General features: G+C 66.8%; 24 protein-coding genes. 22 read left to right on the top strand and 2 right to left on the bottom strand.

Features of this window, described 5'->3' with window-relative positions:
* Positions 1-247: 247 nt before the first annotated feature.
* The 21 genes from FBF36_RS07345 (at position 248) to FBF36_RS07245 (ending at position 23320) form a co-directional block, all read left to right on the top strand.
* On the top strand, positions 248-1489 hold the full coding sequence (locus FBF36_RS07345) for a carboxylate--amine ligase (RefSeq protein ID WP_157184134.1): 1242 nt from the start codon (positions 248-250) through the stop codon (positions 1487-1489).
* Positions 1490-2815 (top strand): lipid II:glycine glycyltransferase FemX, encoded by a 1326-nt coding sequence (locus tag FBF36_RS07340; protein WP_138137334.1) that lies wholly within the window; start codon positions 1490-1492, stop codon positions 2813-2815. It abuts the gene before it with no gap.
* 87 nt (positions 2816-2902) lie between these two features.
* The gene (gene thrS, locus FBF36_RS07335; RefSeq protein WP_087944036.1) at positions 2903-4954 is read left to right on the top strand and encodes a threonine--tRNA ligase; all 2052 of its coding nucleotides are present in this window, start codon (positions 2903-2905) and stop codon (positions 4952-4954) included.
* Entirely contained in the window at positions 4947-5561 is a 615-nt protein-coding gene (locus FBF36_RS07330; RefSeq protein WP_009398119.1) for an HIT family protein, read from the top strand. The genes thrS and FBF36_RS07330 overlap by 8 nt, the downstream gene beginning before the upstream one ends.
* 117 nt (positions 5562-5678) lie before the next feature.
* Complete coding sequence (gene pgsA, locus FBF36_RS07325) at positions 5679-6311, top strand: phosphatidylinositol phosphate synthase (protein WP_009398118.1); 633 nt, start codon at positions 5679-5681, stop codon at positions 6309-6311.
* Positions 6308-7306: a phosphatidylinositol mannoside acyltransferase gene (locus tag FBF36_RS07320; RefSeq protein WP_009398117.1), complete on the top strand. Its 999-nt coding sequence runs from the start codon at positions 6308-6310 to the stop codon at positions 7304-7306. Before pgsA ends, FBF36_RS07320 begins: the two co-directional genes overlap by 4 nt.
* Positions 7303-8484, top strand: a complete 1182-nt coding sequence (locus tag FBF36_RS07315) for a glycosyltransferase family 4 protein (RefSeq protein WP_009398116.1) — start codon at positions 7303-7305, stop codon at positions 8482-8484. Before FBF36_RS07320 ends, FBF36_RS07315 begins: the two co-directional genes overlap by 4 nt.
* 32 nt (positions 8485-8516) lie before the next feature.
* Entirely contained in the window at positions 8517-9260 is a 744-nt protein-coding gene (locus tag FBF36_RS07310; RefSeq protein WP_009398115.1) for a hypothetical protein, read from the top strand.
* Positions 9261-9264: 4 nt separating this feature from the next.
* Entirely contained in the window at positions 9265-10566 is a 1302-nt protein-coding gene (locus FBF36_RS07305) for a PrsW family intramembrane metalloprotease (protein WP_034493372.1), read from the top strand.
* A 172-nt stretch (positions 10567-10738) separates the two neighbouring features.
* Entirely contained in the window at positions 10739-11641 is a 903-nt protein-coding gene (gene pdxS / locus FBF36_RS07300; protein WP_034493370.1) for a pyridoxal 5'-phosphate synthase lyase subunit PdxS, read from the top strand.
* An 83-nt stretch (positions 11642-11724) separates the two neighbouring features.
* A complete protein-coding gene (locus FBF36_RS07295; RefSeq protein WP_138137828.1) occupies positions 11725-12360 on the top strand; it encodes an NUDIX hydrolase in 636 nt (211 codons plus the stop codon).
* Between the two features lie 31 nt (positions 12361-12391).
* Entirely contained in the window at positions 12392-13090 is a 699-nt protein-coding gene (gene pdxT / locus FBF36_RS07290) for a pyridoxal 5'-phosphate synthase glutaminase subunit PdxT (protein WP_009398111.1), read from the top strand.
* Between the two features lie 44 nt (positions 13091-13134).
* Positions 13135-13899: a YebC/PmpR family DNA-binding transcriptional regulator gene (locus FBF36_RS07285; protein ID WP_009398110.1), complete on the top strand. Its 765-nt coding sequence runs from the start codon at positions 13135-13137 to the stop codon at positions 13897-13899.
* Positions 13900-13969: 70 nt separating this feature from the next.
* The gene (locus FBF36_RS07280; RefSeq protein WP_225792505.1) at positions 13970-14575 is read left to right on the top strand and encodes a crossover junction endodeoxyribonuclease RuvC; all 606 of its coding nucleotides are present in this window, start codon (positions 13970-13972) and stop codon (positions 14573-14575) included.
* A gap of 114 nt (positions 14576-14689) precedes the next feature.
* On the top strand, positions 14690-15343 hold the full coding sequence (ruvA, locus tag FBF36_RS07275) for a Holliday junction branch migration protein RuvA (RefSeq protein WP_009398108.1): 654 nt from the start codon (positions 14690-14692) through the stop codon (positions 15341-15343).
* Positions 15336-16376: a Holliday junction branch migration DNA helicase RuvB gene (gene ruvB, locus FBF36_RS07270; RefSeq protein ID WP_009398107.1), complete on the top strand. Its 1041-nt coding sequence runs from the start codon at positions 15336-15338 to the stop codon at positions 16374-16376. The genes ruvA and ruvB overlap by 8 nt, the downstream gene beginning before the upstream one ends.
* Before the next feature lie 174 nt (positions 16377-16550).
* Positions 16551-16913, top strand: a complete 363-nt coding sequence (yajC, locus tag FBF36_RS07265) for a preprotein translocase subunit YajC (protein WP_009398106.1) — start codon at positions 16551-16553, stop codon at positions 16911-16913.
* A 209-nt stretch (positions 16914-17122) separates the two neighbouring features.
* The gene (secD, locus tag FBF36_RS07260; RefSeq protein ID WP_138137332.1) at positions 17123-19198 is read left to right on the top strand and encodes a protein translocase subunit SecD; all 2076 of its coding nucleotides are present in this window, start codon (positions 17123-17125) and stop codon (positions 19196-19198) included.
* A complete protein-coding gene (gene secF / locus FBF36_RS07255) occupies positions 19195-20298 on the top strand; it encodes a protein translocase subunit SecF (RefSeq protein ID WP_009398104.1) in 1104 nt (367 codons plus the stop codon). Before secD ends, secF begins: the two co-directional genes overlap by 4 nt.
* Positions 20295-20852 (top strand): adenine phosphoribosyltransferase, encoded by a 558-nt coding sequence (locus FBF36_RS07250; protein WP_009398103.1) that lies wholly within the window; start codon positions 20295-20297, stop codon positions 20850-20852. Before secF ends, FBF36_RS07250 begins: the two co-directional genes overlap by 4 nt.
* Before the next feature lie 143 nt (positions 20853-20995).
* A complete protein-coding gene (locus FBF36_RS07245) occupies positions 20996-23320 on the top strand; it encodes a RelA/SpoT family protein (RefSeq protein WP_009398101.1) in 2325 nt (774 codons plus the stop codon).
* A 40-nt stretch (positions 23321-23360) separates the two neighbouring features.
* Here the strand turns inward: FBF36_RS07245 and FBF36_RS07240 are convergent, their stop codons facing one another.
* Positions 23361-24047, bottom strand: coding sequence for a hypothetical protein (locus FBF36_RS07240; RefSeq protein WP_009398100.1), 687 nt, complete (start codon positions 24045-24047; stop codon positions 23361-23363).
* Positions 24048-24793: 746 nt separating this feature from the next.
* Positions 24794-25519 (bottom strand): hypothetical protein, encoded by a 726-nt coding sequence (locus tag FBF36_RS07230; protein ID WP_009398098.1) that lies wholly within the window; start codon positions 25517-25519, stop codon positions 24794-24796.
* A gap of 244 nt (positions 25520-25763) precedes the next feature.
* On the opposite strand from FBF36_RS07230, the gene FBF36_RS07225 reads away from it, so the two are divergent.
* A complete protein-coding gene (locus FBF36_RS07225; protein WP_009398097.1) occupies positions 25764-26561 on the top strand; it encodes a MerR family transcriptional regulator in 798 nt (265 codons plus the stop codon).
* Positions 26562-26566 lie beyond the last annotated feature (5 nt).

The raw sequence follows: 26566 nt of genomic DNA, 5'->3' as shown, positions 1-26566 counted from the left end.
GGGCTCTTGTCGTTCCATCGGGCGGTGGCTCGCGCGGGTGGTATGTGTCACCGAGAAGTCGCGGCATTCTCCCCGAGTTCAGGACAGTTGCCTGGAATCCTGCTGGATTCCACGTGTGGAGTGGCCATGGTCGCGGTCGGCCGTGTGTCCGGATCGTGATGTTCCCATGGTGGTCGGGAACGGGGCGTCCCGCCGTGCTCTACCATCTGGGGGAGGAGTTGGTCCCTGCGGCAAGAAACGGATGGTCATGACGGAACGCTTCAGGCACCTGCTGCCCGTGGTCCTCGGTGGAGATATTGGAGCCTACGCCCTGGCGCGGCAGCTTCACGAGGTCACCGGCACGTCGGTGACGGTCGTGGCCTCGGATCCGATCGTGGCGATCTCCGAGTCGGTCTACATCACCGTTGTGCACCAGGAGGCCGGGGCCCCGCCGGAGCTGACCATTGCGCTGTTGCGGGAGCTGGCCGAGGGCAGAGGACCCCGCAGTGCCGTGCTCATGGCCAACACCGATGCCGCGGCCGCCATGATCTCCGCTCACCGCAGTGAGCTCGAGCCCACCTATGTGCTGCCCTTCCCGGACATCGACGTGCTCGACGCCGTGAGCGACAAGGCCTCCTTCTCCCGTCTGTGCGCCGAGGTGGGGGTGCTCACGCCCCGGGAGGTCGTCGTCGACCTGGCCGACCCCGACTGCGAGCCACCGACCAGCGCCTCCGAGCTCGGCCTGGAGTTCCCGCTCGTGGCCAAAGCCGCCATCGGCGCCGACTATGACCGCATCTCCTTCCCCGGCAAGCGCAAGATCTGGTTCATCGACGACGCCGCCGAGCTGGCCGGCATGTGGAGGAGTCTGAAGGAGGCCGGCTACCGCTCCACCTTCCTGGTTCAGGAGTGCATCCCCGGTGACGACACCGCCATGCGCTCGGTGACCGTCTACATGGACTCCACCGGCGAGCTGCGCCTCATCGGCTCAGCACGCGTCCTCCTGCAGGACCACGCGCCCACCATGATCGGCAACCCGGTCGCCATGATCACCGAGGCCTTCCCCGACCTGTGGAACGCCGCCGGACGCCTGCTGCGTCACGCCGGCTACCGCGGCTTCGCCAACCTCGACATCAAGGTGGACCCCCGCGATGGACGAGAGCTCTTCTTCGAGGTCAACCCCCGAATCGGTCGCAACTCCTTCTACCTGACCGCCGCAGGCGCCAACCCCATGGCCGTCATGCTCAAGGACCTGGTCCTCGACCAGCGCGACGAGCGCGTCGAAGTCACCCGGCAGGTCCTCTACTCCCTGGTTCCCGACGGCGTCATCGTACGCTACGTGTCCGATGAGGCGCTGCGCCGCAAGGCCAAGAGCCTGGGGCGGGGCATCGATCCGCTGCGCGACCCGGCCGAGCGATCGCTTCGCCGGCGCGTGACGATCGAGCTCCAGCGCCTCAACCACTACCGCAAGTTCGCCCGCAACTATCCGCAACGAGTCGACAGGTCCCGCTGAATGCCCGAGAACGAGAACATGCCCGACAGCACCACTCCCGACGCCACGACTGACGCCACGGCCGAGACTGCCGCACCAACCCCCGAGAAGGCTCAGACGACTCAACCGAACGAGAAGGGGCAGAAGGACGGCAAGCCCGAGCAGCCCGAGCACAAGGTCGACACGACCGACAAGGGTGTCAGGGCTGACAAGGCTGACAAGGCTGACAAGGCTGACAAGGCTGACAAGGCTGACAAGGCTGACAAGCCCAAGGTCTCCCGGCCCACGCACCCCGAGCCGGTGCACTCCACTCCGGACCGCTCCGAGACCCTGCGTCGGGTTGACGGACGCGAGATGCGCCTGGCTGTGGGCAACAGCCCCTTCCCGGTCGAGCAGACCGAGGCATGGGAACGTTTCGAGGAGGCCATGGGGCGTCCGCTGTGGGGCCGCTACCTCTATGAGGACGGGGGCAAGCCCGTTGCCGCCATCGCCCTGTACCGTTACGAGATGGGAGGTCAGACCTTCCTGTGGGCCAAGCACGGTCCGGTCTGGCTCAAGGAGCAGTCGCCCGAGCGTGAGGCCCACCTGCGCCGGCTGCTGCGCTCGGTGGTCAAGGAGCGCGACCGTTCCGTGCGCTTCATCCGTATGCACGCCCGCTACGGCGACACCGATCTGCGAGAGCTGCTCTCCACCATCACCTACGATCGCACCTACGTCATCGACCTGGTGCCCAAGACGCCGGAGAAGATGGCTGCGGTCATGCCCAAGGACGGCCGCCGCGCGGTCAAGCGCGCCGAGCGCGTGGCCCGGGAGGCCGGTTGCACCATCAGTGACGAGACCGGCCTGAGTCGTGAGGAGTTCGACAAGGTCTACGAGGTCCTGCGTGAGACCGCCGAGCGCGATGGCTTCAAGCCCCATGACGCCGAGGTCTACTGGACCATGCTGACGGCCCTGGGGGAGAAGAACGCCCGCCTGTTCGTCCTGCGCAAGGACGGCGTCCCCCACGCCTGGGACCTCATCCTCACCTCGGGCAAGGACGCCGTGGCGTACTACGGCGCCTCCTCCAACGAGTCGCGCACCTTCCGCGGGGCCGAGGCCCTGGACTGGTGGGCCGCCTGCACCCTGGCCCAGGAGGGCTACCGCGGTCTGGACCTCATGGGCGCCGGCTCCACCCGCGTCCCCTCGCTCTACACGGTGGGCCAGTACAAGAAGCGCTACGCCCAGCACGTCACCGAGGTGGATGGAGCCTGGGACGTCCCGGTCTCCCGAGCCATCTACTCCGGGATGCACACTGCCAAGCGCCTGCGTGACGCACTGCGCGCGCGGCGTGGCTCACGGGAGGACTGAGCCTGCGCGACCGCGACGTAGACTCGCGGCCGAACCGAGGTGCACCAGTACAGCGCCCCGCACCGATGCAGCAGAGGAGACGAGCCCGTGTCAGACCAGCCCATGATTGAGATCACCCTCGACGGCGCGCCCCGCACCATTGAGGCGGGCAGCACGGGGGCGCTCCTCCTGCAGGACGCCGTCAAGAAGGACGGCGTCGTCGCGATGCGCGTCAACGGCGAGCCCTGGGACCTGGAGCGCCAGGTCCCGGCCGGCGCCGTCGTCGAGCCCATCACCCTGTCCAGCGAGGACGGCCTCAACATCCTGCGTCACAGCGCCACCCACGTCATGGCGCAGGCGGTCCAGGAGATGTTCCCAGGCGTCAACCTCGGCATCGGCCCCTTCATCACTGACGGCTTCTACTACGACTTCGGCGCCATCGACGCCGTCACCCCCGAGATGCTGCGCGAGATCGAGAAGCGCATGAAGCGGATCGTCAAGGAGGGGCAGCGCTTCGTGCGCCGCGACATCACTGAGGCCCAGGGGCGTGAGGAGCTGGCCGACCAGCCCTACAAGCTCGAGCTCATCACCACCAAGGGCGCGGGCGCCGAGGGCGCCTCGGTCGAGGTCGGTGCCGGGGGGCTGACCATGTACGACAACGTCCGACGTGACGGCAGCGTCGCCTGGACCGACCTGTGCCGCGGCCCCCACCTGCCCTCGACCCGCCTCATCGGGCAGGGCTTCGCGCTGACCAAGTCCTCGTCCGCCTACTGGAAGGGCGACCAGTCCGGCGACTCCCTCCAGCGGATCTACGGCACCGCATGGGCCACCAAGGACGAGCTCAAGGCCTACCAGACCCGCCTGGCCGAGGCCGCCAAGCGCGACCACCGCAGACTCGGCGCCGAGCTCGACCTCTACTCCTTCCCCGAGGAGATCGGCCCCGGCCTGGTGGTCTTCCACCCCAAGGGCGCCATGCTGCGCCACCAGATCGAGCAGTACGTCGTCGACCGCCACCTGGACTACGGCTTCGACTTCGTCCACACCCCCGAGATCTCCAAGGGCGGGCTCTTCCACACCTCGGGCCACCTGCCCTACTACGCCGACACCATGTTCCCGCCCATGCTCGCCGACGAGGAGCGCGACGCCGAGGGCAACATCACCAAGGCAGGTCAGGAGTACTACCTCAAGGCCATGAACTGCCCGATGCACAACCTCGTCTTCCGATCCCGCGGACGCTCCTACCGCGAGCTGCCGCTGCGCTTCTTCGAGATGGGCCACGACTACCGTTACGAGAAGTCCGGCGTCGTCCACGGGCTCACCCGTATGCGCGGCTTCACCCAGGACGACTCACACACCTACTGCACCCCGGATCAGGCCGGTGAGGAGATCCGCGCCCAGATCGACTTCTTCCTGTCCATCCTCAAGGCCTTCGGACTGACCGACTTCCACCTCGAGCTGTCCACCCGCGACGAGGAGGGCGCCAAGAAGGACAAGTTCATCGGCTCCGACGCCGACTGGGACGCCGCGACGCAGGCCCTCCAGAACGCCTGCGACGCCTCCGGTCTGGAGGTCGTCCCCGACCCGGGCGGCGCCGCCTTCTACGGTCCCAAGGTCTCGGTTCAGGTCAAGGACGCCATCGGCCGGACCTGGCAGATGTCCACCATCCAGTACGACTTCAACCAGCCCGAGCGATTCGACCTGGAGTACACGGCCGCCGACGGCACCCACCAGCGCCCCATCATGATCCACTCGGCCAAGCTGGGCAGCGTGGAGCGCTTCATCGGGGTGCTCACCGAGCACTACGCGGGCGCCTTCCCCACCTGGCTCTCCCCGGTGCAGGTCCGTCTCATCCCCGTGGCCGAGGCCTTCGACACCTACGTCGACGACGTCGCCGCCCGGCTGCGCGCCAAGGGAGTGCGCGTCGAGGTGGACCACTCCGACGACCGCTTCGGCAAGAAGATCCGCAACGCCTCCAAGGACAAGATCCCCTTCACCCTCATCGCCGGAGGGGAGGACGCCGAGGCCGGTGCCGTCTCCTTCCGGTTCCGCGACGGCCAGCAGACCAACGGCGTGCCCGTCGAGGAGGCCGTGACCCACATCGTCAGCGTCATTGACGCCCGTATCAACGACCCGGCGGGGGAGAAGCTGCACAGTGACTGAGGAAGCGACTGGAGACACGATCAGCGCCCCGGGAGTCGGCGACGACGTCGAGGTGGAGGAGCCCTTCTACCACGAGGGCGCTCCGCAGGCCTTCCAGCGCCTGTGGACCCCGCACCGCATGGTCTACATCGGGGGGCAGAACAAGCCCTCGGACGACACCCCCGCACAGTGCCCGTTCTGCACGGGGCCGGATCGCCGTGACGAGGAGGCTCTCATCGTCCACCGGGGCGAGACCAGCTACGTCATCATGAACCTGTACCCTTACAACACCGGTCACCTGCTGGTATGCCCCTATCGGCACATCTCCGACTGGGCCGAGGCCACCGTGGCCGAGCGTCAGGAGATCGGTGAGCTGACTGCCACGGCCATGGGTGTCGTGCGCTCGGTGAGTCGACCCCACGGATTCAACCTGGGTATGAACCAGGGAGAGGTTGCCGGAGCAGGGATCGCCGCTCACCTCCACCAGCACATCGTGCCGCGTTGGAAGGGGGACGCGAACTTCATGCCCATCATCGGTCGCACCAAGCCCGTTCCCCAGCTGCTCGGTGAGCAGCGGGACATGCTCGCCGCTGCCTGGGCCGCTCCGACTGGGCGGTCTGGGGACTGATCCCCCTGGCCCTCCTCGATGAGCTCCGTCAGGCTGAGGGCATTCCTCTCCGTCTCAACCCATCCCGTTCCATACGGCCCGTCTCTCCGACTGCTCCACCCGAGACCTAAGGACCTCATGCTCGGCAACCATGGCCGCGGCCTGACCAAGGCCCTGTTCACCCGCCCCGCCCTCGCGCTCGGACGGCTCGGGGTGACCCCCAACATGCTCACCGTCACTGGAACGGCCCTGTCCGTGACGGCAGCGGTCACCCTGCTGCCGCAGGGGCGCTTCGTGGCCGGGCCCCTCGTCCTGCTCGTAGTGCTGGTGGCCGACTCCTTCGACGGCATTCTGGCCCGAGCCACCGGGAAGAGCTCGGTCTTCGGAGCCTTCCTGGACTCCACCATGGACCGTCTCGCCGACGGCGCCGTCCTGGGCTCCCTGGCGGCCTGGGCGGCACTGTCCATGCCTGCCGGCGTGCTGCGCACTGTGACTGTCGTGGCTGCCCTTGCCGCCGTCGTCACGGCGGCCACCGTTCCCTATGCCCGAGCGCGGGCCGAGTCCATCGGTGCCACCGCCTCCGTGGGGATCGCCGAGCGCACCGACCGGCTCCTCGTAGCGCTCGGCGCCACCTTCATCGTGGGGCTCGGGGCCCCTCAGTGGGTGCTCACCATCGGGCTCCTCTACGTGGCGGTCGCCTCCTTCATCACCGTGATCCAACGCGTGCGCACCGTCCACCAGCAGTCCCGGCAGGCGGGTGATCTGGCATGAGGCTGCGCCTGTCCGCCGTCTCCGGCGCCTACCGCCTGGCCTGGCGAGGTACCCGCCACCTGCCCGCGCCGGTGGGCTACGGCCTGGCGCACACCGTTGCCGACGCGCTGTGGGCCGGGCACCGCCTGAGGCGCAGCAGCACCGGGGTGGGACAGCTCGAGCGCAACCTGTCCCGCATCCTGCCTCCAGGGACGTCGCCACGTGCTCTGCGCCGGGCCGCACGGGCAGGAATGCGCTCCTACATGCGCTACTTCTACGAGGCCTTCGCCCTACCCGGAATCACGCCGGAACAGATCCTCGCGCGCGTGCGCGCCGACGTCGACCCCCAGCTGCACGAGGACGTGCGCGCGGGCAGCGTCGTCATGGCTCTGCCGCACATGGGCAACTGGGACCTCATCGGGGCCTGGGCCTGCCGTGAGCTCGCCACCGTCCTGACCGTCGCCGAACGCCTGGAGCCCGAGGACCTCTTCGAGCAGTTCGTCTCCTTCCGTCAGTCCCTGGGCATGCGCATCATCGGTCAGGCCCGCGGGGAGAAGGTCTTCGACCGCCTCCTGGAGACAGCGAGCCAGGGGCACTACGTCGTCGCGCTCCTGGCCGATCGGGACCTGTCCTCAGCCGGCATCACAGCGCAGCTGGGCGGTGCCGCCGCACGGGTGGCCGCCGGTCCCGCGGCGATCGCCCAACGGCTGGGACGCCCCCTGTACGCCGCCTCGATCCACTACGAGCCACTGACCGGCGAGCGACGCCGTCGGGCGGGATCGCCTTGGGGACTCGTGCTGACCGCACGCAGGGTTCCGGAGCCGCAGCAGCTGGAGGGACGTGAGCAGGTTGTGGCGCACACTCGCGCCTGGGTCGCTGAGCTGGAGCCCTTGATCGCTGAGCACGCCGAGGACTGGCACATGCTCCAGCCCGTCTTCGACGCCGACCTGGATCGGGATCGCCTGGCTCGCAGCCACGCCCGCGAGCAGCAGGTCGCCCACGAGGAGGACGCATGAGGATCGGTATCGTCTGCCCCTACTCCTTCGACGCTCACGGAGGAGTCCAGGTCCACGTCATGGACCTGGCCGGTGAGCTCTTCCGCCGCGGACACGAGGTTCAGGTCCTCGCGCCGGCCTCCCAGGACACCGACCTGCCGGACTGGGTCACCAGCGCCGGTGACTCCATCGCCATTCCCTACAACGGTTCGGTGGCGCGGCTGAACTTCGGTGCTCTCGTGGCCAGGCGCGCCCGACGCTGGCTGGAGGCCTGGGACTTCGACATCCTTCACATTCACGAGCCCATCACTCCCAGCGTCGGGATGCTGGCCCTCCAGGCCGCCACCGGACCGGTCGTGGGCACCTTCCACGCCGCCATGGATCGCTCGCTCGCCCGAGAGCTGCTGAGCCCGGCGACGGTGCCGCTCATGGAGAAGCTCTCGGCCCGCATCGCCGTCTCGGAGGAGGCCCGCCGTACCCTCATTCAGTACCACGGTGGCGACGCCGTCGTCATCCCCAACGGCGTCAACGTGAAACCCTTCGCCGACGCCCCCAAGGACGACCCCCGATTCCGGGGCACGGATGAGGCTCCCACCATCTCCTTCCTGGGACGCCTTGACGAGCCCCGCAAGGGACTGCGAGTCCTTGCTGACGCCATCCCGGCGGTGCTGGAGTCGGTGCCGGGGGCGCGCTTCCTCATTGCCGGCCGCGGACAGGCCCAGGAGATCCGTGACGAGCTGGCTCGCTTCGGGGACTCCGTGGTCTTCCTGGGAGGCATCAGTGACGAGGACAAGGCCGCCATGCTGGCGTCGGCCAGCTGCTACGTGGCCCCGCAGACCGGAGGGGAGTCGTTCGGCATCGTCCTGGTGGAGGCCATGGCCGCAGGTACCCGGGTCGTCGCCTCCGACCTCAAGGCCTTCTCCGACGTGCTCGGCGAAGGCCGCTACGGGGCGCTGTTCCACAATGAGGACGGCGACGACCTGGCCCGAGTCATCATCAACACCCTGCAGGACATGACGGCCTCCCAGGCCCGCACCCATGCAGCCTCCCAGGTGGTCGGGCGCTACGACTGGTCCGCGGTCACCGACGAGGTCCTCGATGTCTACGACATGGCCCTGTCCACCGCCCACACCCGGGTGGATCCCGCCCCCGGCTCCCGAACCATGCTGGGCCGACTGCGTGACGCCCTGGACGACTAGCAGCTGAGCTCAGGAGTGATGAGGAACCGACCATGACACAGGCCATCGATATCCCCACCGGCGCAACCACGGCGCTGCCGGCTCTTTCCTCCACGGGATCCGGCACGATGACGGTGCCGATATGGAGCATCGTCGTGCTGCTGGTCGGGCTGGCCATGGCCATCGGGTGGGCTCTCTACGCCAGGGCGGTGCGGGTGGACCGGCTGCACCGGCAGGTACTGGGAGCGCGGGCCACGCTTGAGGCCCAGCTCGTTCACCGGGCCGAGGCCGCGGCGGAGCTGGCCACCGTCCCGGCCCTGGATCCGGCCTCCGGACTGCTGCTCAGCAGGGCCGCTCGCGAGGCGCTGGACGCCGAGGGGCCAATTGTCGACGACGGCCTGGACACCTCCGCGCCTCTTGGGAGCACTCCCCATCCTCCTCCTGCTCCCGGTGGCGCAGCGCTCACCGTGCCGACCACTCGCAGTCGGGCTCTTATCGAGTCAGATCTCAGCCGGGTCCTGCGAACGGTGGTCTGCGAGCCCGCGCGCCACGAGCTGTCCGCCGACCCACTGAGCGTGCCGGCACTCAACCGTCTGGACCGGGCCTGCTCCCGCCTGGTCCTGGCCCGCAGGTTCCACAACACCCACGTCAGCGAGGCCCAGGCGCTCAGGGCACGGCTGCTCGTCCGGATGTGTCGCCTGGCCGGGCACGCCCCCATGCCCCAGACCTTCGATGCCGACGACGACACCACCCCCGAGACACAGCCGGACCACGATGACGAGGCGCAACCGAGGTGAATCAATGAGCATGCCCCCCAGTCCCTGGGCCCCCCGCCCCGGATACCGACGCTCCAGCGCCCTGCCGCAGACCTCAGCAAGCTCCGGTTCCCTTCCCGGAGCCGGGCAGCGGTACCAAGTTCATCGTGAGAGCCACGACGTGGATCGTTCGCGTTCCTCAGCTCCTGAGGGCGGGCGGCAACAGCCCAAGCAGGTGGCCTCTCTCATTCCATCCGGCATCCCGGCGAAGGTCGGGGCACTCGTCATGCTGACCGCGATCGTTCTCTTCTCCCTGTGCACCCTGTATTTCTTCTTCGGGCTGCGTAGGGACTTCGGGCCGGTCGTTCTCCCGTCGTTTCAGCTGGCTCTCATCCCGTTAGGCGGGGTGCTTGTGGCCACGATGCTGCTCGCGGGAGTGTTCTGGTACGTTCGCTGGGAGCCCAGGCCTCCCGGTCTGTTCACGACGGTCACTCTCGTGGTGGCATTCCTGTGGGGAACGAGCGTGTCCACCCTCTGCTCCTTAGTGGTCAATGGCTGGGTGGCTCGAGTCATCACAGAGGCCATGGGGGATCCGGGTGCGGCTGGCGTGATTTCAGCGCCTCTGGTTGAGGAGCTGACCAAGGGGCTGGGGGTCCTGTTCGTCTTCCTCATCTGGCGACGGACGATCAATGGGACGATTGACGGGGTCGTCTATGCGGCGTTCACTGCCGCCGGATTCGCCTTTGTTGAGAATATTCTCTACTTCGTTCAGGGATGGGACTATGTGGGGCGCATCTTCGTCATGCGAGGGCTGCTGTCTCCATTCGCTCACCTGACGTTCACCGCCTGCACCGGGGTGGCCATTGGCCTCTCCTCTCGCCGACGGTCCCAGTACGCGTGGGCGTGGATGGCTCCTGTGGGCCTGGTCGGGGCGATTCTGCTCCACGCGACCTGGAACGGGTTCGTCGCAACGAACTTCGGGGTGTACCTGCTGCTTCAGTTCCCGTTCTACGCTCTTTGTGCCGGACTGGTCTCGTGGCTGCGTTGGAGCGAGCGCCGGTCGATGCGCCGTGGGATAGAGGACTACGCCCGCGCCGGCTGGTTCTCCCCGGCCGAGGTCCGGATGCTCACCACCGGTGCGGGACGCCGGTCGGGCAGACAATGGGCCGCCGCCAGGGGGCCGCAGGCCTCTGCGGCCATGAACACGTTCCACAAGGGCGCTGCGGAGCTCGCCCAGCTGCGACAGCAGGCCGTGGACAGCCATGTTCAGGGCGGGCTCTCCGTCAAGGAGAGCGAGCTGCTCGACCGGATCAGCTCGGCGCGCCGAGCCTTTCTCGGAACCGGGTAGAAGAAGACCGCAGGAGCCAACGGATGTCTTGTGACGGCTCGGGTCTCACAGCGTGAGCACGCGGGGCCGTTCGGGAAGCACGGGGTAGCATGCGTGGTATCAGCATCTTTTCGACGGAGCCGTCGCCGCCGCACCTGTGCGGAGGCCACGGCTCACGGCCAGAGGACCACGATTGAGCACAGAGCAGACCACCCCCAGCACCGGAACCCTCACCGTTAAGCGCGGCATGGCGGACATGCTCAAGGGCGGTGTCATCATGGACGTCGTCACGCCCGAGCAGGCCCGCATCGCCCAGGACGCGGGAGCCGTCGCCGTCATGGCCCTCGAGCGAGTCCCCGCCGACATTCGAGCCCAGGGCGGCGTTGCCCGCATGAGCGACCCCGACCTCATCGCCGGCATCATCGAGGCCGTCTCCATCCCGGTCATGGCCAAGGCCCGCATCGGCCACTTCGTGGAGGCCCAGGTGCTCCAGAGCCTCGGCGTGGACTACATCGATGAGTCCGAGGTCCTCACCCCTGCCGACTACACCCACCACATCGACAAGCAGTCCTTCACCGTTCCTTTCGTCTGCGGAGCCACCAACCTGGGTGAGGCGCTGCGCCGCATCACTGAGGGCGCGGCCATGATCCGGTCCAAGGGTGAGGCCGGCACCGGGGACGTCTCCAACGCAGTGACCCACATGCGTACGATCCGCGACGAGATCCGCCGCCTGACCTCGCTGCCCGAGGACGAGCTCTACGTGGCCGCCAAGGAGCTCGCCGCCCCTTATGAGCTCGTCGCCGAGGTCGCCCGCACCGGGCACCTGCCCGTCGTGCTGTTCACCGCCGGCGGTATCGCCACTCCGGCCGACGCCGCCATGATGATGCAGATGGGGGCCGAGGGCGTCTTCGTGGGCTCGGGCATCTTCAAGTCCGGCGACCCCGCCAAGCGGGCCGCCGCCATCGTGCGCGCCACCGCGCAGTTCGACGCCCCCGACGTCATCGCCGAGGTCTCACGCGGACTGGGAGAGGCGATGGTCGGGATCAACGTCGACGAGATCCCCGAGCCTCACCGCCTGGCGGAACGCGGCTGGTGACCGGCTCCCCGCAGGGCGCCGGACACCCCGCCGATGACGCGGACTGCGGCTCCGCCGGCGGCCTGGTCGACGGACGTCACCCGGTGCTGGTCCCCGAGGACTGGGACCAGCACCTCGACAGCGCCGAGTGGAGCCTGGGCGACGACGGCCTGCCCTTCAGAACGGCTGCCCGGGTTCTGGCCGTGACCCAGGACGGCGAGGTACTGCTGTTGGTGGGGCATGACGCCGCGGACCCGAGCCACAGCTGGGTCTTCACCCCGGGAGGAGGGCTCCGCAGCGGCGAGGAGCCCCGTGCCGGGGCCGTGCGTGAGCTGGTCGAGGAGTCCGGGATCGAGGTCGCCCCCGACGACCTGGAAGGTCCCATCGCCCACCGGGAGGCGGTCTTCCGCTTCGCCTCCGTCACGTGCCGCCAGGACGAGATCTTCTTCCTCCTGCACCTGCCGACCACGCGCCCGATCAGGAAGGACGGCTGGACCTCCCTGGAGCGAGACGTCGTCGACTCCATCTCGTGGTGGAACGTGGAGCAGCTGCAGGCCGCCCAGGAGCGGGGACAGAAGATCTACCCGGTGCGCCTGCCCGCGATCGTGGATGAGCTCGCCTCCGGCTGGAGCGGCCGGCGCTTCGATCTCACGGATCCGGTGGACTGCGAGGTCCTGGCCGAGCTCGCGAGCAACCCGGCCCGCCACTGCGACCCCACTGCTGAGGAGACAGATGACTAACCCGAATCCCTCCCGCCGCCCGACCCACACGATGGATGCCCGCCACCCTCGGGCGCTCTTCCCCGCACTCGTGCCGACCGACTCCCGTCCCACGATCGGGGTCCTGGCCCTTCAGGGAGACGTACGCGAGCACTCCTTGGCCCTCGAGGCAGCGGGAGCGCGTCCCGTCGTCGTACGCCGTGCCACCGATCTGGGGCGGAGCCCGGGAGACAGGATCGACGGCCTGGTGATCCCCGGCGGGGAGTCGACGACCATGAGCACGCTGCTGGTCGCCTTCGGCATGCTTGAGCCCCTGCGCGAGCTGATCGGCGCGGGCCTGCCCGCCTACGGGTCGTGCGCCGGGATGATCATGCTGGCCGACCGCGTCGAGGGGGCGCAGGAGGACCAGGAGTTCCTGGGCGGCATCGACATGACCGTGCGCCGTAACGCCTTCGGCCGTCAGGTGGACTCCTACGAGGAGGACCTCACCGCTCCAGCGCTGGGCGCGGGGCGGGACCGACCGTTGCGGGCCGTCTTCATTCGGGCGCCCTGGGTGGAGGAGGTGGGCCCCGGCGTCGAGATTCTCGCCACGACCCGCGCAGGACGTGCGGCTGGGGTCGGTGGGGCCGACGGCGGTAGGATCGTCGCGGTTCGTCAAGGGGCCCTGCTCGCCACGTCCTTCCACCCGGAGGTCGGAGGCGACCACCGGGTTCACGACGTCTTCGTCTCCATGGTGACGCGCCGGGCCTGAGCACGGTCGGCCGCGCCCTCATCATCGACTTCCAAGGAGCACTTATGTCGGGTCACTCCAAGTGGGCCACCACCAAGCACAAGAAGGCCGCCATTGACGCCAAGCGCGGCAAGCTCTTCGCCCGCCTCATCAAGAACATCGAGGTCGCCGCCCGTACCGGCGGTGGTGATCCCACCGGTAACCCCACCCTGTTCGACGCCATTCAGAAGGCCAAGAAGAACTCCGTGCCGGCGGACAACATCACCCGGGCCGTCAAGCGCGGCAGCGGTGAGGAGGCCGGTGGCGCCGACTGGCAGACCATCATGTACGAGGGCTACGGCCCCGGTGGGGTCGCCTTCCTCGTCGAGTGCCTCACCGACAACCGCAACCGGGCCGCCTCCGACGTGCGCGTGGCCTTCTCCCGTAACGGCGGGAACCTGGCCGACCCGGGCTCGGTGGCCTACAACTTCACCCGTAAGGGCGTCGTCGAGGTCGCCAAGGCCGACGGCGTGGACGAGGACTCCATCCTCATGGCTGTCCTGGACGCCGGCGCCGAGGAGGTTGAGGACGTGGGCGAGTCCTTCGAGATCTACTCCGAGCCCGGTGACATCGTCGCCGTGCGTACCGCTCTGACGGAAGCGGGGATGGACTACGACTCCGCCGAGGTCCAGTTCGTCGCCGGAACCAAGGTGGAGGTCGATGTCGAGGGCGCACGCAAGGTCTTCCGCCTCATCGACGCCCTGGAGGACTCCGACGACGTCCAGAACGTCTACACCTCAGTGGACCTCAGCCCAGAGGTGGCCGCCGAGTTCGCAGGCGACGAGGACTGAGGCCCTGGACGTCGTCGGCTCTCGGCCGCGTTCGGCTCGCGCCGTCGTCACCGAGCAGCGGGTCCTGGGAATCGATCCCGGATTGACCCGCTGCGGCCTGGGATGCGTGGACGTCGATCCTCGACGTCAGGTCCGTCTGGTGGAGGTCGGCGTGGTTCGGACTCCGCCTTCTCAGAGCCCCGAGCTGAGGCTGCTGACCATCACGGAGGCCATTGAGGACTGGATCGCCCGCCTGGGCCCCACGGTGGTGTCCATTGAGCGGGTCTTCGCGCAGGACAATCTGCGCTCCGTCATCGGAGTCGCCCAGGTCATGGGCACCGCGATGACCACTGCGGCGCGCGCAGGTCTGGAAGTCGCCCAGCACACGCCCAGTGAGGCCAAGGCCGCCGTCACCGGGTCGGGCATCGCCGACAAGGCCCAGGTCCAGACCATGGTCACCCGCATCCTCGGCCTCGATGCCCCGCCCCGGCCCGCGGACGCCGCTGACGCACTGGCTCAGGCGATCTGCCACGGCTGGCGCGGAGGCGGAACGGGGACGGACGACGCCACCGAGATGGTCTCCGCCGGGGGAGCGGTGCGTGTCTCAGCCCGCACGCCGGCTCAGCGTCAGTGGGCCGCCGCCCAGGCCGCGGCTCGGCGAACCGGTGCCGTCGATCCGCGGCGGGTGCGGCGCTGAGGACGCTGCCCGACCCGGGCTGCTAGGATCCGAACGTCTGTTCGAGCCCGCCATTATCCACCGAGCCGGCCTGGCGTCGCTCGACCCGCTGAGAACATCCAGGAGAAGCTGCCCATGATCGCCTCCCTGCGCGGCACTGTCCTCAGTGTCGGCCTGACCGGTGCCGTCATTGAGACCGGCGGCGTCGGCATGAGCATCCAGGCCACGCCCACCACGCTGTCCGGCCTCAGGGTCGGTGAGGAGACCCTCGTTCATACCGAGATGGTTGTCCGTGAGGACTCGCTGACGCTGTTCGGCTTCGCCGACACCGATGAGAGGGACAGCTTCCGCACCCTGATGAGCGCCAAGGGCGTCGGAGCCAAGCTGGCGCTGGCGATGCTGGCCGTCCACACCCCCAACGCGCTCAGGCGGGCCATCGCCTCCCAGGACGTCGCCGCCCTCACACGGGTTCCCGGCCTCGGCCCCAAGGGTGCTCAGCGCGTCATCCTGGACGTGGCCGACAAGCTCGGCCCCGTCACCGGAGATGATCTCGGCGCCGCCCGTGCGGCTTCGGGCACTGCTGGGGGACAAGAGGGGGCGGCCGACAGCGGTCCTGAGCCCCACGCGGACGTGGTCGCCGCCCTGGTGCAGCTCGGCTGGAACGAGGCCAGCGCGTGCCAGGCCGTCAGCTCCGTGACGGCCGATGCCGCCGCGGCCGACCAGGATCCGGACACGGCGGCTCTGCTGCGGGCCTCCCTGAGGTGGTTGGGAGGCGGGCAGCGTGGCTGAGCCGGAGGATCTCGACCGGCAGCGCCTGGTCGGTGGCGGTGCCGATGCCACCGAGCGCGCCGCCGAGGCGGCCCTACGACCCAAGCGCCTGGAGGACTTCACCGGGCAGGAGGTGGTGCGCGGCCAGCTGTCGGTGGTGCTGCGCTCCGCCCTGGCCCGCGGGGTGACGGCCGACCACGTTCTGCTGTCGGGGCCGCCCGGGCTGGGCAAGACCACGCTGGCCATGATCATCGCCGCCGAGGTGGACGGCTCCCTGCGCCTGACCTCGGGGCCGGCCATCCAGCACGCCGGAGACCTCGCGGCCATCTTGTCCTCCCTGGAGGAGGGCGACGTACTGTTCATCGATGAGATCCACCGCCTGGCACGGACCGCTGAGGAGATGCTCTACCTGGCGATGGAGGACTTCCGTGTCGACATCGTCGTGGGGAAAGGACCCGGCGCCACCTCCATCCCACTGTCCCTACCCCCCTTCACCGTCGTCGGAGCCACCACGAGGGCGGGGCTGCTGCCCGCGCCGCTGCGGGACCGTTTCGGCTTCACCGGGCACCTCGACTACTACGGACCGGGCGAGCTCACCCGGATCCTCACGCGAAGTGCGGGGCTGCTGGGCGTGAGCCTGGAGGCGGACGCCGCCAAGGAGCTGGCCTCACGCTCCCGGGGCACGCCCCGTATCGCCAACCGGCTGCTGCGTCGCGTCCAGGACTGGGCGGAGGTTCACGGGAGACCCGGCCGACTCGACCTCACGGCGGCCCGCGGCGCCCTGGACGTCTTCGAAGTCGACGCCCTGGGCCTGGACCGTCTGGACCGCCAGGTACTCGAGGCCCTGTGCACCCGGTTCGGCGGTGGCCCGGTAGGGCTGACGACGCTGGCGGTCAGTGTGGGGGAGGAGCCCGAGACGGTGGAGACCGTGGCCGAGCCCTACCTCGTGCGCGAGGGGCTGGTGGTGCGTACCCCGCGGGGTCGGGCGGCCACGCCGGCTGCCTACAGCCACCTGGGACTTGAGCCCCCTGCCGAGGGATCATTGTTCTCCTGAGCGACAACCGGGTAATGTGATCATTTTGTGACCGGTTGGTACCCAGTTGTGCCCGACCACTCGCCGACGGTAGGGAAGGCTGTGGCCCAGGTGCCATAGACTCGCCACCGCCGGCCTGTGACAGTCGTAGGTCCGCATCAGCCGAGACTGCCTAGTCGAAACGGAGAGGCCTCCATGTCGTCGTATTTCATCTGGATCATGTTCATCGGGATGCTCCTGATGATGTGGTTCGTCAGCCGCAGGCAGCGCGCGATGCAGGAGGAGCAGAAGCGCCGTACTGAGAAGGGCCTGGTACCCGGCAACTGGGTTCGCACCATCGGCGGCTTCTACGGCACGGTTGTCGAGGTCGACGGTGACGTGGTCACCCTGGCCACGCCGCTGGGCGACGAGACCCTGTGGAGCAAGCGGGCGATCGCCGCCGTCGAGGAGCCGCCCTTCGGCTCCGCCTCCGCCCACGACGAGTCCGGCACCGACGTTGAGCAGGCCGACGAAGACATCCGTGAATCCGAGCAGGACACGGCCGAGCCGCAGTCCTGAGATCGCGAGCCGACCGCCCCCCCCCACGACGTCGGCGCGATACCGCTCAGCGGCTCCCCACAGGCCCCGCCTGCGCTTGGCGACCGGTCTCACTGAGCCCACCGGAATCGGTGCGTCTCACGGTGGTGCCCGCCAAGCATCCCAACCCCACACTCACCTCAGCCTTCGGGCCATGCGCTCGAGCACACTCCACCCCAGGAAGGGACCACGTGTCCAGCAAGCAGCGAAAGCGCCCAGGGCGCCGCCTCCTGATGTTCATCCTCGTCCTCGTCATCGGTTTCGGCGCTCTCGTGGTGGGAAACATGAGGCACAAGGCCTCGCTCACCCCCGGACTCGCCCTCGATCTCGAGGGCGGTACCCAGCTCATTCTGACGCCCACGACCTCCGACGGCTCGGCGATCAGTGACAGCGATGTTGAGCAGGCCATCGAGGTGATCCGCCAACGCGTGGACGCCTCCGGTGTCTCCGAGGCCCAGATCTCCCGCCAGGGCGGTCAGAACATCGTGGTCTCGCTGCCCGGGAAGCCCAGCCAGGCCACCCTGGAGCTGGTGCGGACCTCCGCCGTCATGTACTTCCGCCCGGTGCTGCGCGTCCTGGAGGGCAGCGCCCAGCAGGCTGCTAAGAACATCGCCAGCCAGAACCCCTCCGGCGCACCGACCTCGGCGCCGACGAGTCAGCCCAGTGCCCAGGCCCAGGCTCAGCCGGACCCGAACGGCGGCGGTGAGGCGACTCAGCCGCCAGCGGACTCGACCGGCGCCGAGGAGGGCTCGGGCGAGGGTGAGCAGGCAACCCCGACCCCGGCCCCCACCGCACAGCCCACGGCCCAGTCCACCGCGCAGCCCAGGACCCCCGAGGAGATCGCCAAGCAGCTGGCGGACGTCAATCAGGACGGCGTCATCTCCTCCGATCCGCTCCCCGCCCAGGACAAGACGAACTCATCGGACTCCTGGATCACCGAGAAGCTCCTCTACGACGGCTACATGACCGACTGCACCGACCCGAAGAATCTCACGGGGCAGACGCAGGACCCCAAGGCCGCCGTCGTCTCCTGCTCCAAGGAAGCCGGTTCCCAGCAGCACGGTGCCTACATCCTCGGCCCGGCTGAGATCAGCGGAACCGAGCTCAAGAGCGCCAACTCGGGCCTGGAGGCCGACTCCCGAGGCCAGACCACCAACCAGTGGGTCGTCTCTCTGACCTTCAACGCTGACGGCACCAAGAAGTTCTCCGAGTTGTCCAAGCGGCTCCTGACCTACCGTGACCAGGCGAGCGCCGCCGGCGCGCAGGGCGCTCAGAACCCGCAGGCCCAGCACCTCGGGGACAAGGCCCAGTTCGCCATCGTCCTGGACGGCCTGACCGTCATGGCCTCCGGTTTCAACGAGACCGTCCACTCACCGATCACCGACGGCCGGGTCCAGATCACCGGCCACTTCAACCAGAACCAGGCCAACACACTGGCCAACCAGCTCTCCTTCGGCTCGCTGCCGCTGAGCTTCACGGTCCAGTCCGAGCAGCAGATCTCCGCCACTCTGGGAACCGAGCAGCTGCGCAACGGCCTGATCGCCGGGCTCATCGGTTTCGCTCTCATCATCCTCTACCTGGCCTGGCAGTACCGCGGCCTGGCGGTGGTGGCCGTAGCGTCCCTGGTGGTGGCCGCTGCCGGCACCTACCTGGTCATCGCGGCACTGAGCGCGACCATGGGCTACCGCCTGTCCCTGGCAGGGGTGGCCGGACTCATCATCTCCATCGGCATCACAGTCGACTCCTTCATCATCTACTTCGAGCGCGTCCGTGACGAGGTGCGTCAGGGACGGACCCTGAAGACCGCGGTCGATGAGGGATGGAAGCACGCCCGGCGCACGATCCTCGTCTCCGACGCCGTCAACCTCGTGGCCGCGATCGTCCTGTACTTCCTCGCCGTCGGCGGGGTGCAGGGATTCGCCTTCACCCTGGGGGTGACCACGTGCGTGGACCTGGCCATCATCATCTTCTTCACCCACCCGTTGATGGAGTGGATCATCCGTTTCCGCTTCTTCGGCGAAGGGCACCGGCTCTCCGGCCTTGACCCCGAGCACCTCGGAGCAACGTCCTCGACCTACGGCAAGGGGCGCGAGGCCGTCGCCGACCGCGTGGCCGGGTCCCTGGCGCGCCGCAAGGCCGAGGCCCGCAGGAACACGGAGAGCCCCGACGATGCCGCTGACGAGGCCGACGATGATGAGACTCAGCAGCAGGAGGACGACGCGGTCGGTGCCGCGGCCGACAAGGGAAAGGACGGTGAGACGAAATGAAGTCTCTCGCCACGCTCGGTAACGAGCTCTACTCGGCCAAGACGTCCATCGCCTTCGTCGGCAAACGGAGGATCTGGTACCTCATCGCCGTCGTCATCGTCCTCGGCTCGGCCACCCTCCTGGCGACCGTGGGACTCACCCCGGGCATCGACTTCAAGGGTGGTTCGGAGATCACGATCACGGGGCTGTCCTCTCCTTCGGAGCGTCCCGCCAACGAGGCCCTCTCCAAGAGCGACCTGGCGGCCAGCTCCTCGGTGACCACCATGGGGTCGGGGTCGGTGAGGGTGCAGACCAACCAGCTGAGCAAGCAGCGCCTCGACTCGCTGGCCGGTGAGCTCGCCACCGCCTACAAGACCAACGCCTCCAACGTCTCAGCGACGACTGTGGGGCCGACCTGGTCCTCCGACGTCACGAAGAAGGCGGCTCGAGGACTGGTCCTGTTCTTCATCTTCGTCGGACTGCTCATCTGGGCGTACTTCCGCACCTGGAAGATGGCCGTGGCGGCCCTGCTCGCCCTGTGCCACGACATCGTCGTCACCGTGGGCATCTACGCCCTGTCCGGATTCGAGGTCACCCCGGCCACGATCATCGGTGTGCTGACGATCCTGGGGTACTCCCTCTACGACACGGTCGTGGTCTTCGACAAGATCCGTGAGAACACCGAGGGCTTTGAGTCCCAGAGCCGATCCACCTACGCCGAGCTCGCGAACCTGGCGGTCAACCAGACCTTCATCCGATCGATCAACACCTCTGTCGTCGGTGTGCTTCCGGTGGCCTCGCTCCTGTTCGTCGGTGCCTTCATCCTGGGTGCAGGAACGCTGCGCGATATCGCTCTGACTCTGTTCATCGGTATGATCGCCGGGACCCTGTCCTCGATCTTCCTGGCCACACCTCTCCTGGTGGATCTGCGCTCACGTGAGAAGCGCATCAAGGACCAGGCCGCCAAGGTCGCCGCAGCGCGCCAGCACCGTCGGGAGGAGGCCGGTGACGACGCCGAGGAACTGGCTAAGATTGACGCGGCTCCGGCCGCCTCACCAGTCACTCCCGGCCACCACCTCGGCGTGGCGGCTCAGCCCAAAAGGAAGAAGAAGCGCAGATGACCGCTCCTGTAGCCCGTTCCGAGACGGTTCCCGAGTCTCTGACCAGGCTGGTCATAAGCCACCTGCGTGAGATTCCCGACTTTCCCGAGCCGGGGGTCCTCTTCCGAGACATCACTCCGCTCCTTGCCGACGGACAGGCCTTCGCCGGTCTCGTCGACGGTCTGGCCGATCACTATCGGGGTCGGATCGATGCGATCGCGGGGCTCGAGTCCCGCGGCTTCATCCTGGCAGCGCCCTTGGCGGTTCGGCTGGGGGTCGGAATGATCACGGTGCGCAAGGGCGGCAAGCTGCCCGGCCCGGTCATCGGCGTGGACTACTCCCTGGAGTACGGCACCGCCCGTATGGAGCTGCGGCCCGAGACCGTCACCCAGGGCGCGCGCGTTCTGGTCATCGACGATGTTCTGGCCACCGGTGGGACGGCCGCCGCGTCCATCTCCCTCATTGAGCAGGCCGGTGCCTCGGTGGAAGCCATCTGCATGCTTCTGGAGCTGGCCGATCTCGGTGGTCGCCGCCAGCTCCAGGGGCGTGAGGTCGACTCGATCGTCATCTTCTGAGATGAGAATCGAACGGCTCATCCGCTCCGCCTCACAGCCACGGCTGATTCCTGTGTGGTGTCGCGTCCACCTGCGGCGCGACACCACAGGGCCATCGGCAGCGCCAGCACGCCTCGGTGTGCCAGCGGCTATATGATGCGTCAATGACGGAGACGAAGAACACCCCGGACACGTCAGGAGACAGCGTTGTCCCCGGCTCGCGCGTGCGTAGCCGTCTGGCGTGGTTCGGCTCCCGGGGACACTCCACGCCAGCGGCCATTGAGCCGCTGCTGCGCGCGGTGCGCGCCAACCACCCCAAGGCGGACACGAGTCTCATCGTGCGCGCCTACGAGGTGGCCGAGAAGGCTCACTCCGGCCAGCGACGCAAGTCCGGGGAGCCCTACATCACCCACCCGGTGGCAGTGGCGACTATCCTCGCCGAGCTGGGGATGACGGCCCAGACCCTGGCGGCAGCCGTCTTGCACGACACCGTGGAGGACACCGACTACACCCTGGAGCGCCTGCGCGCCGACTTCGGCGATGAGATCAGCCTGCTCGTCGACGGCGTCACCAAGCTCGACAAGCTCCAGTACGGGGAGGCCGCCCAGGCCGAGACGGTGCGCAAGATGATCATCGCGATGTCCAAGGACATCCGAGTCCTGGTCATCAAGCTCGGCGACCGTCTTCACAACGCCCGCACCTGGAAGTACGTCTCCGCGGAGAACGCCGCACGCAAGGCCAAGGAGACCCTGGAGATCTATGCGCCCCTGGCCCACCGCCTGGGAATGAACACGATCAAGTGGGAGCTGGAGGACCGTTCCTTCAAGGCCCTCTACCCGGGTGTGTACGAGGAGATCGAGCACATGGTGGCTGAGCGGGCCCCGGCTCGCGAGGAGTACCTGCGTCAGGTCCGCCTCCAGATCGAGGAGGACCTGAGGGTCAACAAGATCAAGGGCGCCGTGACCGGGCGGCCCAAGCACTACTACTCGATCTATCAGAAGATGATCGTGCGGGGGAAGGACTTCGACGACATCTACGACCTTGTGGCGGTGCGGGTCATTGTCGATACCGTCCAGGACTGCTATGCGGTGCTCGGCTCCCTGCACTCGCGCTGGACCCCTATGAGCGGGCGCTTCAAGGACTACATCGCCGTCCCCAAGTTCAACCTCTACCAGTCGCTGCACACGACTGTCGTGGGGCCGGGGGGCAAGCCGGTGGAGATCCAGATCCGTACCCACGAGATGCACCGCATGGCTGAGTACGGCGTGGCCGCGCACTGGCGATACAAGGAGGACCCCAACGCCTCCGGTCCCAGTGCCCTGGGGGGCAGACCCGGTGACCCCGACCAGGGCGACATGGGCTGGCTGCGGCAGCTCGTCGACTGGCAGAAGGAGACCCAGGACCCCTCCGAGTTCCTCGATGCTCTGCGCTACGAGATGGCCGGGGATCAGGTCTACGTCTTCACTCCCAGGGGCGATGTCCTGGCCCTGCCCGCCGGGGCCACTCCGGTGGACTTTGCCTACGCCGTCCACACCGAGGTCGGCCACCGCACCGTGGGCGCACGTGTCAACAGCCGGCTGGTGCCCCTGGACACGCGCCTGGAGAACGGTGACACGGTGGAGGTCTTCACTTCCAAGGCCATCAACGCCGGTCCTTCGCGTGACTGGCTCACCTTCGTCGCCTCGACCCGTGCCCGCAACAAGATCCGTTCCTGGTTCTCCAAGGAGCGCCGCGAGGAGGCCATCGAGGAGGGTAAGGGCGCCATTGCCCGCACCCTGCGCAAGCAGAACCTGCCTCTTCAGCGCCTCATGAGCCACGAGACCCTTATGAACGTGGCAAAGACCCTCGACAAGGTTGACATTGAGGGCCTTTACGCCGCAGTGGGCGAGGGACATGTTTCCGCCCAGCACGTCGTCGACACCCTGGTGACCACCATGGGTGGGGAGGACGGCGCCGAGGAGACTCTCGCGGAGGGGATCCTGCCCACCCGGGCCACGGCGCACCGGCGTCCACGAACGGCCGATGCCGGGGTCGTCGTCGCCGGTATGGATGAGGGTGATGTCTACGTGAAGCTGGCGCGCTGCTGCACGCCCATGCCGGGCGACCCCATCGTCGGTTTCATTACCAGGGGCTCGGGCGTCTCGGTGCACCGGGCCGACTGTCAGAACGTAGACCAGCTCCAGCGCGAGCCTGAGCGACTCATCACCGTCTCCTGGGCGGATCACGCCCAGTCCGCCTACCTGGTCCAGGTCGAGGTCGAGGCCCTGGACCGTGGAGGCCTGCTCGCCGACATCACTCGAGCGCTCGCAGACAGCCACGTCAATCTCGTGAGCGCCAGCATCGCCACGAGCCGCGACCGGGTCGTCACCGGGCGGTTCGTCGTCGAGCTGGCTGAGGTCGGCCACCTGGACCATACGCTGGCGGCGCTGCGACGCATCGACGGCGTCTTCGAGGCGCGCAGAAGCCTGTCCACGACGCGCCGTCGATGAAAAGGACTGAGGACGAGTGGTGCCACGTGACGACGGATCGTTACGTGGCCTCTAGCCTGGCACCACTGACTCTTCGTAAATAGGACTTGCCAGAGCCATCGGCAGCCGCCTCCATGACGGCAAGCCGGTCGAATTCATCCAGTAAGGACGGCCAGCGGTTCTCGAGAAGGCGAAAGGCGATGACGGATGTTACATGCTCCCCTTTGAAGCCTTCGGGAGAAAACTTGATCCTGCGCCGATCGGAAGAAAGTATGACAAGGCTGTCGGCCCTCCATAGATTGTTTGAATAACTATATGAGTATAAGTATTTAGGCGAGTATAAGTACGACGCGATGTCTTCGAATTCGATTCGGGTTGTCCCATCAAGGAAGGAATGCTTCTCGATGTATCCTGGCCCAACCTCGATATAGTTAACATTTGTTTGGAGGATTACGCCAGTTCCTAGGATAAGGAGTAGGGCGGCGATGACGAGCCATATAGTAGCGACATCTGCGTCATCGTCAGAAAATGAGGGGTTGATCCATCGTCTGCAGCCGAGCCAAAGGGTGACTAGACCGATAAATATAAGTAACCCGCCGCTGAGCAGCTGATATTTTGGTGGTTTTGATAGTACAACGCCATCTTCCGTCATGGCGGAGCCGTCCACGCGGTCGAAGCGATCCAGCGCCACCTTGATGATGATACCAAGTATCATGGCAAGACCGAGAGGAAGTGGAATGTCCTCCATGTCAACAACACCAGTCTCTTCTGTAGGATTTCATGAATGGGTTCGCTAAAAAGTGTGTAGGCCTATTTTTTTTAAATTATGTTGCTATTTACTGCTGGAATGTGACCGACTCGATGATATGCTGCGCCCGCGGACAGCCTCTGCTGGCCGCTCCTCGGCAGTGGTTGAGCGTCAGCAGGAGGCGGACTCGGCTGACCCCGTGATCGCGGGCAGTCATGATGGCCTGAACAGCGGCCGTAGGAGGTCCCAGCCGTGCGATGTCGACGGCGGCCCGCGCGATGGTCGCGCAGGTGACACCGTTGATCACGGTGGTGTCGGAATGAGGTAGCCTGCCTCGTCTCGTCACCAGGTAGGGCACGCGACTTCGGCGCCCTCCCGGTAGGCAGACCTCGAGCGTGCTCGGTGGCGCCCCGCCGACATGCACCCACAGAGCCGTGCCTGCCAAAAGCACACCCTGGCACGGTAGGGCAGTGGTGATGGCCTGCAGTCGTCCTTCCACTGATTGCAGAAGATCTGCTGGCTGCAGGTTGCCCAGGACGTTGACCAGCAGACGGGAGTCGAGCTCAGCGCACCTCAGCAGCTGCATGTCCTGAGTAGGGAGCATGCCCAGGACTGGGGTGAGGGGGCGGGCGGACAGGTGTGCCACGGCGGCATGGCCTGGCACCGGAACACAGCGAGTCATGTTCCTATCGTTGACCTTTTTTGAGAGCTGTGCCAGAGTGCGAGTAGAGCCTGTGGATAACGGGTCAGATGTTCTGGAGTCGGTGTACGTGTGAGGCGCTCAGATTGCTGGCCTTCCTGGAGCCACTAAGGTACCGTTTTGCTGTTCCGTTAGAGGCTGCTTGAACTAGTCTGGAGTGAGTGGTGGGATCGGTTGGATTCGGCCAGTGGCCGTTGGTCATGCGAAATGCGATCACGGATACGACGTAGTTGCCACGATAGTAGTCCGTCTGGAAAGAAATCCTGCGCCCGTCTGATGTGCTGATTGTTAGCTTCCCTCCTTCTGATCTCGGGGAGTAGGAGTATGAGCTGATCTCATGGAACAGGATTCTTTTGATCTTGCCCAGTCGTTCACGTTTCTCTACGTAATCAATACCGGTTTCAACGTACTCATTTCGGACGGACATGATGATGAGAAACGAGTATGCCGTAAAGAAGATCCCGGCGGCAAAGACCGCTATGGCGATCAGTGAGAGAGGGGTGAGCTGGTCGGGGCTCACTGAACTTGGGTCTCCCGGGGTGCTCCAGGAAATGAATGCGTAACGCATCAAGAGCAATCCGCCAATAATAAATGGAATTCCAATGAATGGGAGTATAACGCCGGCCACGAGCTGAAATCGTGGCGCTCTCACCCTGACGGCCCCTTCAGGTGTGGTGGTATATTTTTCAGAATTTTTACCCCCTAAGTATGCCCTTACGGCGGGGCCGATAATGACGACAATGAAGATGAGGACATAATTCCAGTAATGCATAACAGATATCTTAGTGCTCTTCTGTTGGACTCGGCTTCTTGTTGGAGAATGTGTGACTTGTTAGATATCCACAGAAGGCTGCGTGTGATTTCTTGCATATTTCAGTCAGTCTGTTGTCGCCTTAGGTTTTATCAGGATGTGATGCGTAAGAATTGGGGTTGAACTCAGGTCAAGGGGATGAGGTAGGTGTATGACGCACACGGTTAGAGGGGTAGACGATTCGGCACGCACGACGAGTTCTGCGATGGACTTCTCGGAGACCACGATGACAGTCGGCGAGGTCTCAACGCTCCTGGGTGTCAGCGTCAGGGCGCTGCACCACTGGGACGAGTCCGGCCTGGTGCATCCCTCCCGGCGCAGTGACGCCGGCTACCGGCTCTACTGCGAGACGGACATCATGCGCATCCAGCAGGTTCTCGTCTACCGGCAGACCGGCATGAGTCTGGCTGATATCAAAGAGGTCCTTGACGAGCCGGGCGCCGACGCCGTCACGCACCTACGTCGTCAGCGCGAGCTGTTGCAGGGACAGGTCTCCCACCTGCAGCAGATGCTCCTGTCCATCGACACGATCCTGGACATGCAGCAGCTGGGAGGCAGACTCTCCCTGGCCGAGACGGTGGAGATCTGGGGGACCGACTGGGACCCCGTTTATCTCGCCGAGGCCCAGGCCAAGTGGGGCGATACGGAGGAGTGGGCCGAGTCGGCCCGGCGCAAGGCCCGGATGACTCGCGCCGACTGGGAACAGGCGCACTCCGAGACTGTCGCCCTGGAGACCGCGCTGGCCGAGGCGATGCACAGCGGCGTCGAACCGGGCAGCCCCGAGGCCAACGCCCTGGCGCGATGGCACCGCAAGGATCTCAACCGGTGGTTCGAGGTCTCCACCTCCAAACAGGTCGTCATCGCCCGCAGTTACGTGGCCGATGAGCGCTACGCCCGCTACTACGACAAGCGCGCGCCGGGCTTGGCAGCCTGGGTCAAGGACGTCATCGACGCCGGCGCCAGATCCGAGGGCGTGGAACCCGCGACCGCCACCTGGGAGTAGAAGAC

The sequence above is a fragment of the Actinomyces sp. oral taxon 171 str. F0337 genome (genome assembly GCF_005696555.1).
Lineage (GTDB): Bacteria > Actinomycetota > Actinomycetes > Actinomycetales > Actinomycetaceae > Actinomyces > Actinomyces oris_E.
The sequence above is the reverse complement of the archived record's forward strand: the minus strand, read 5'-3'. Positions and strand labels throughout refer to the sequence as shown.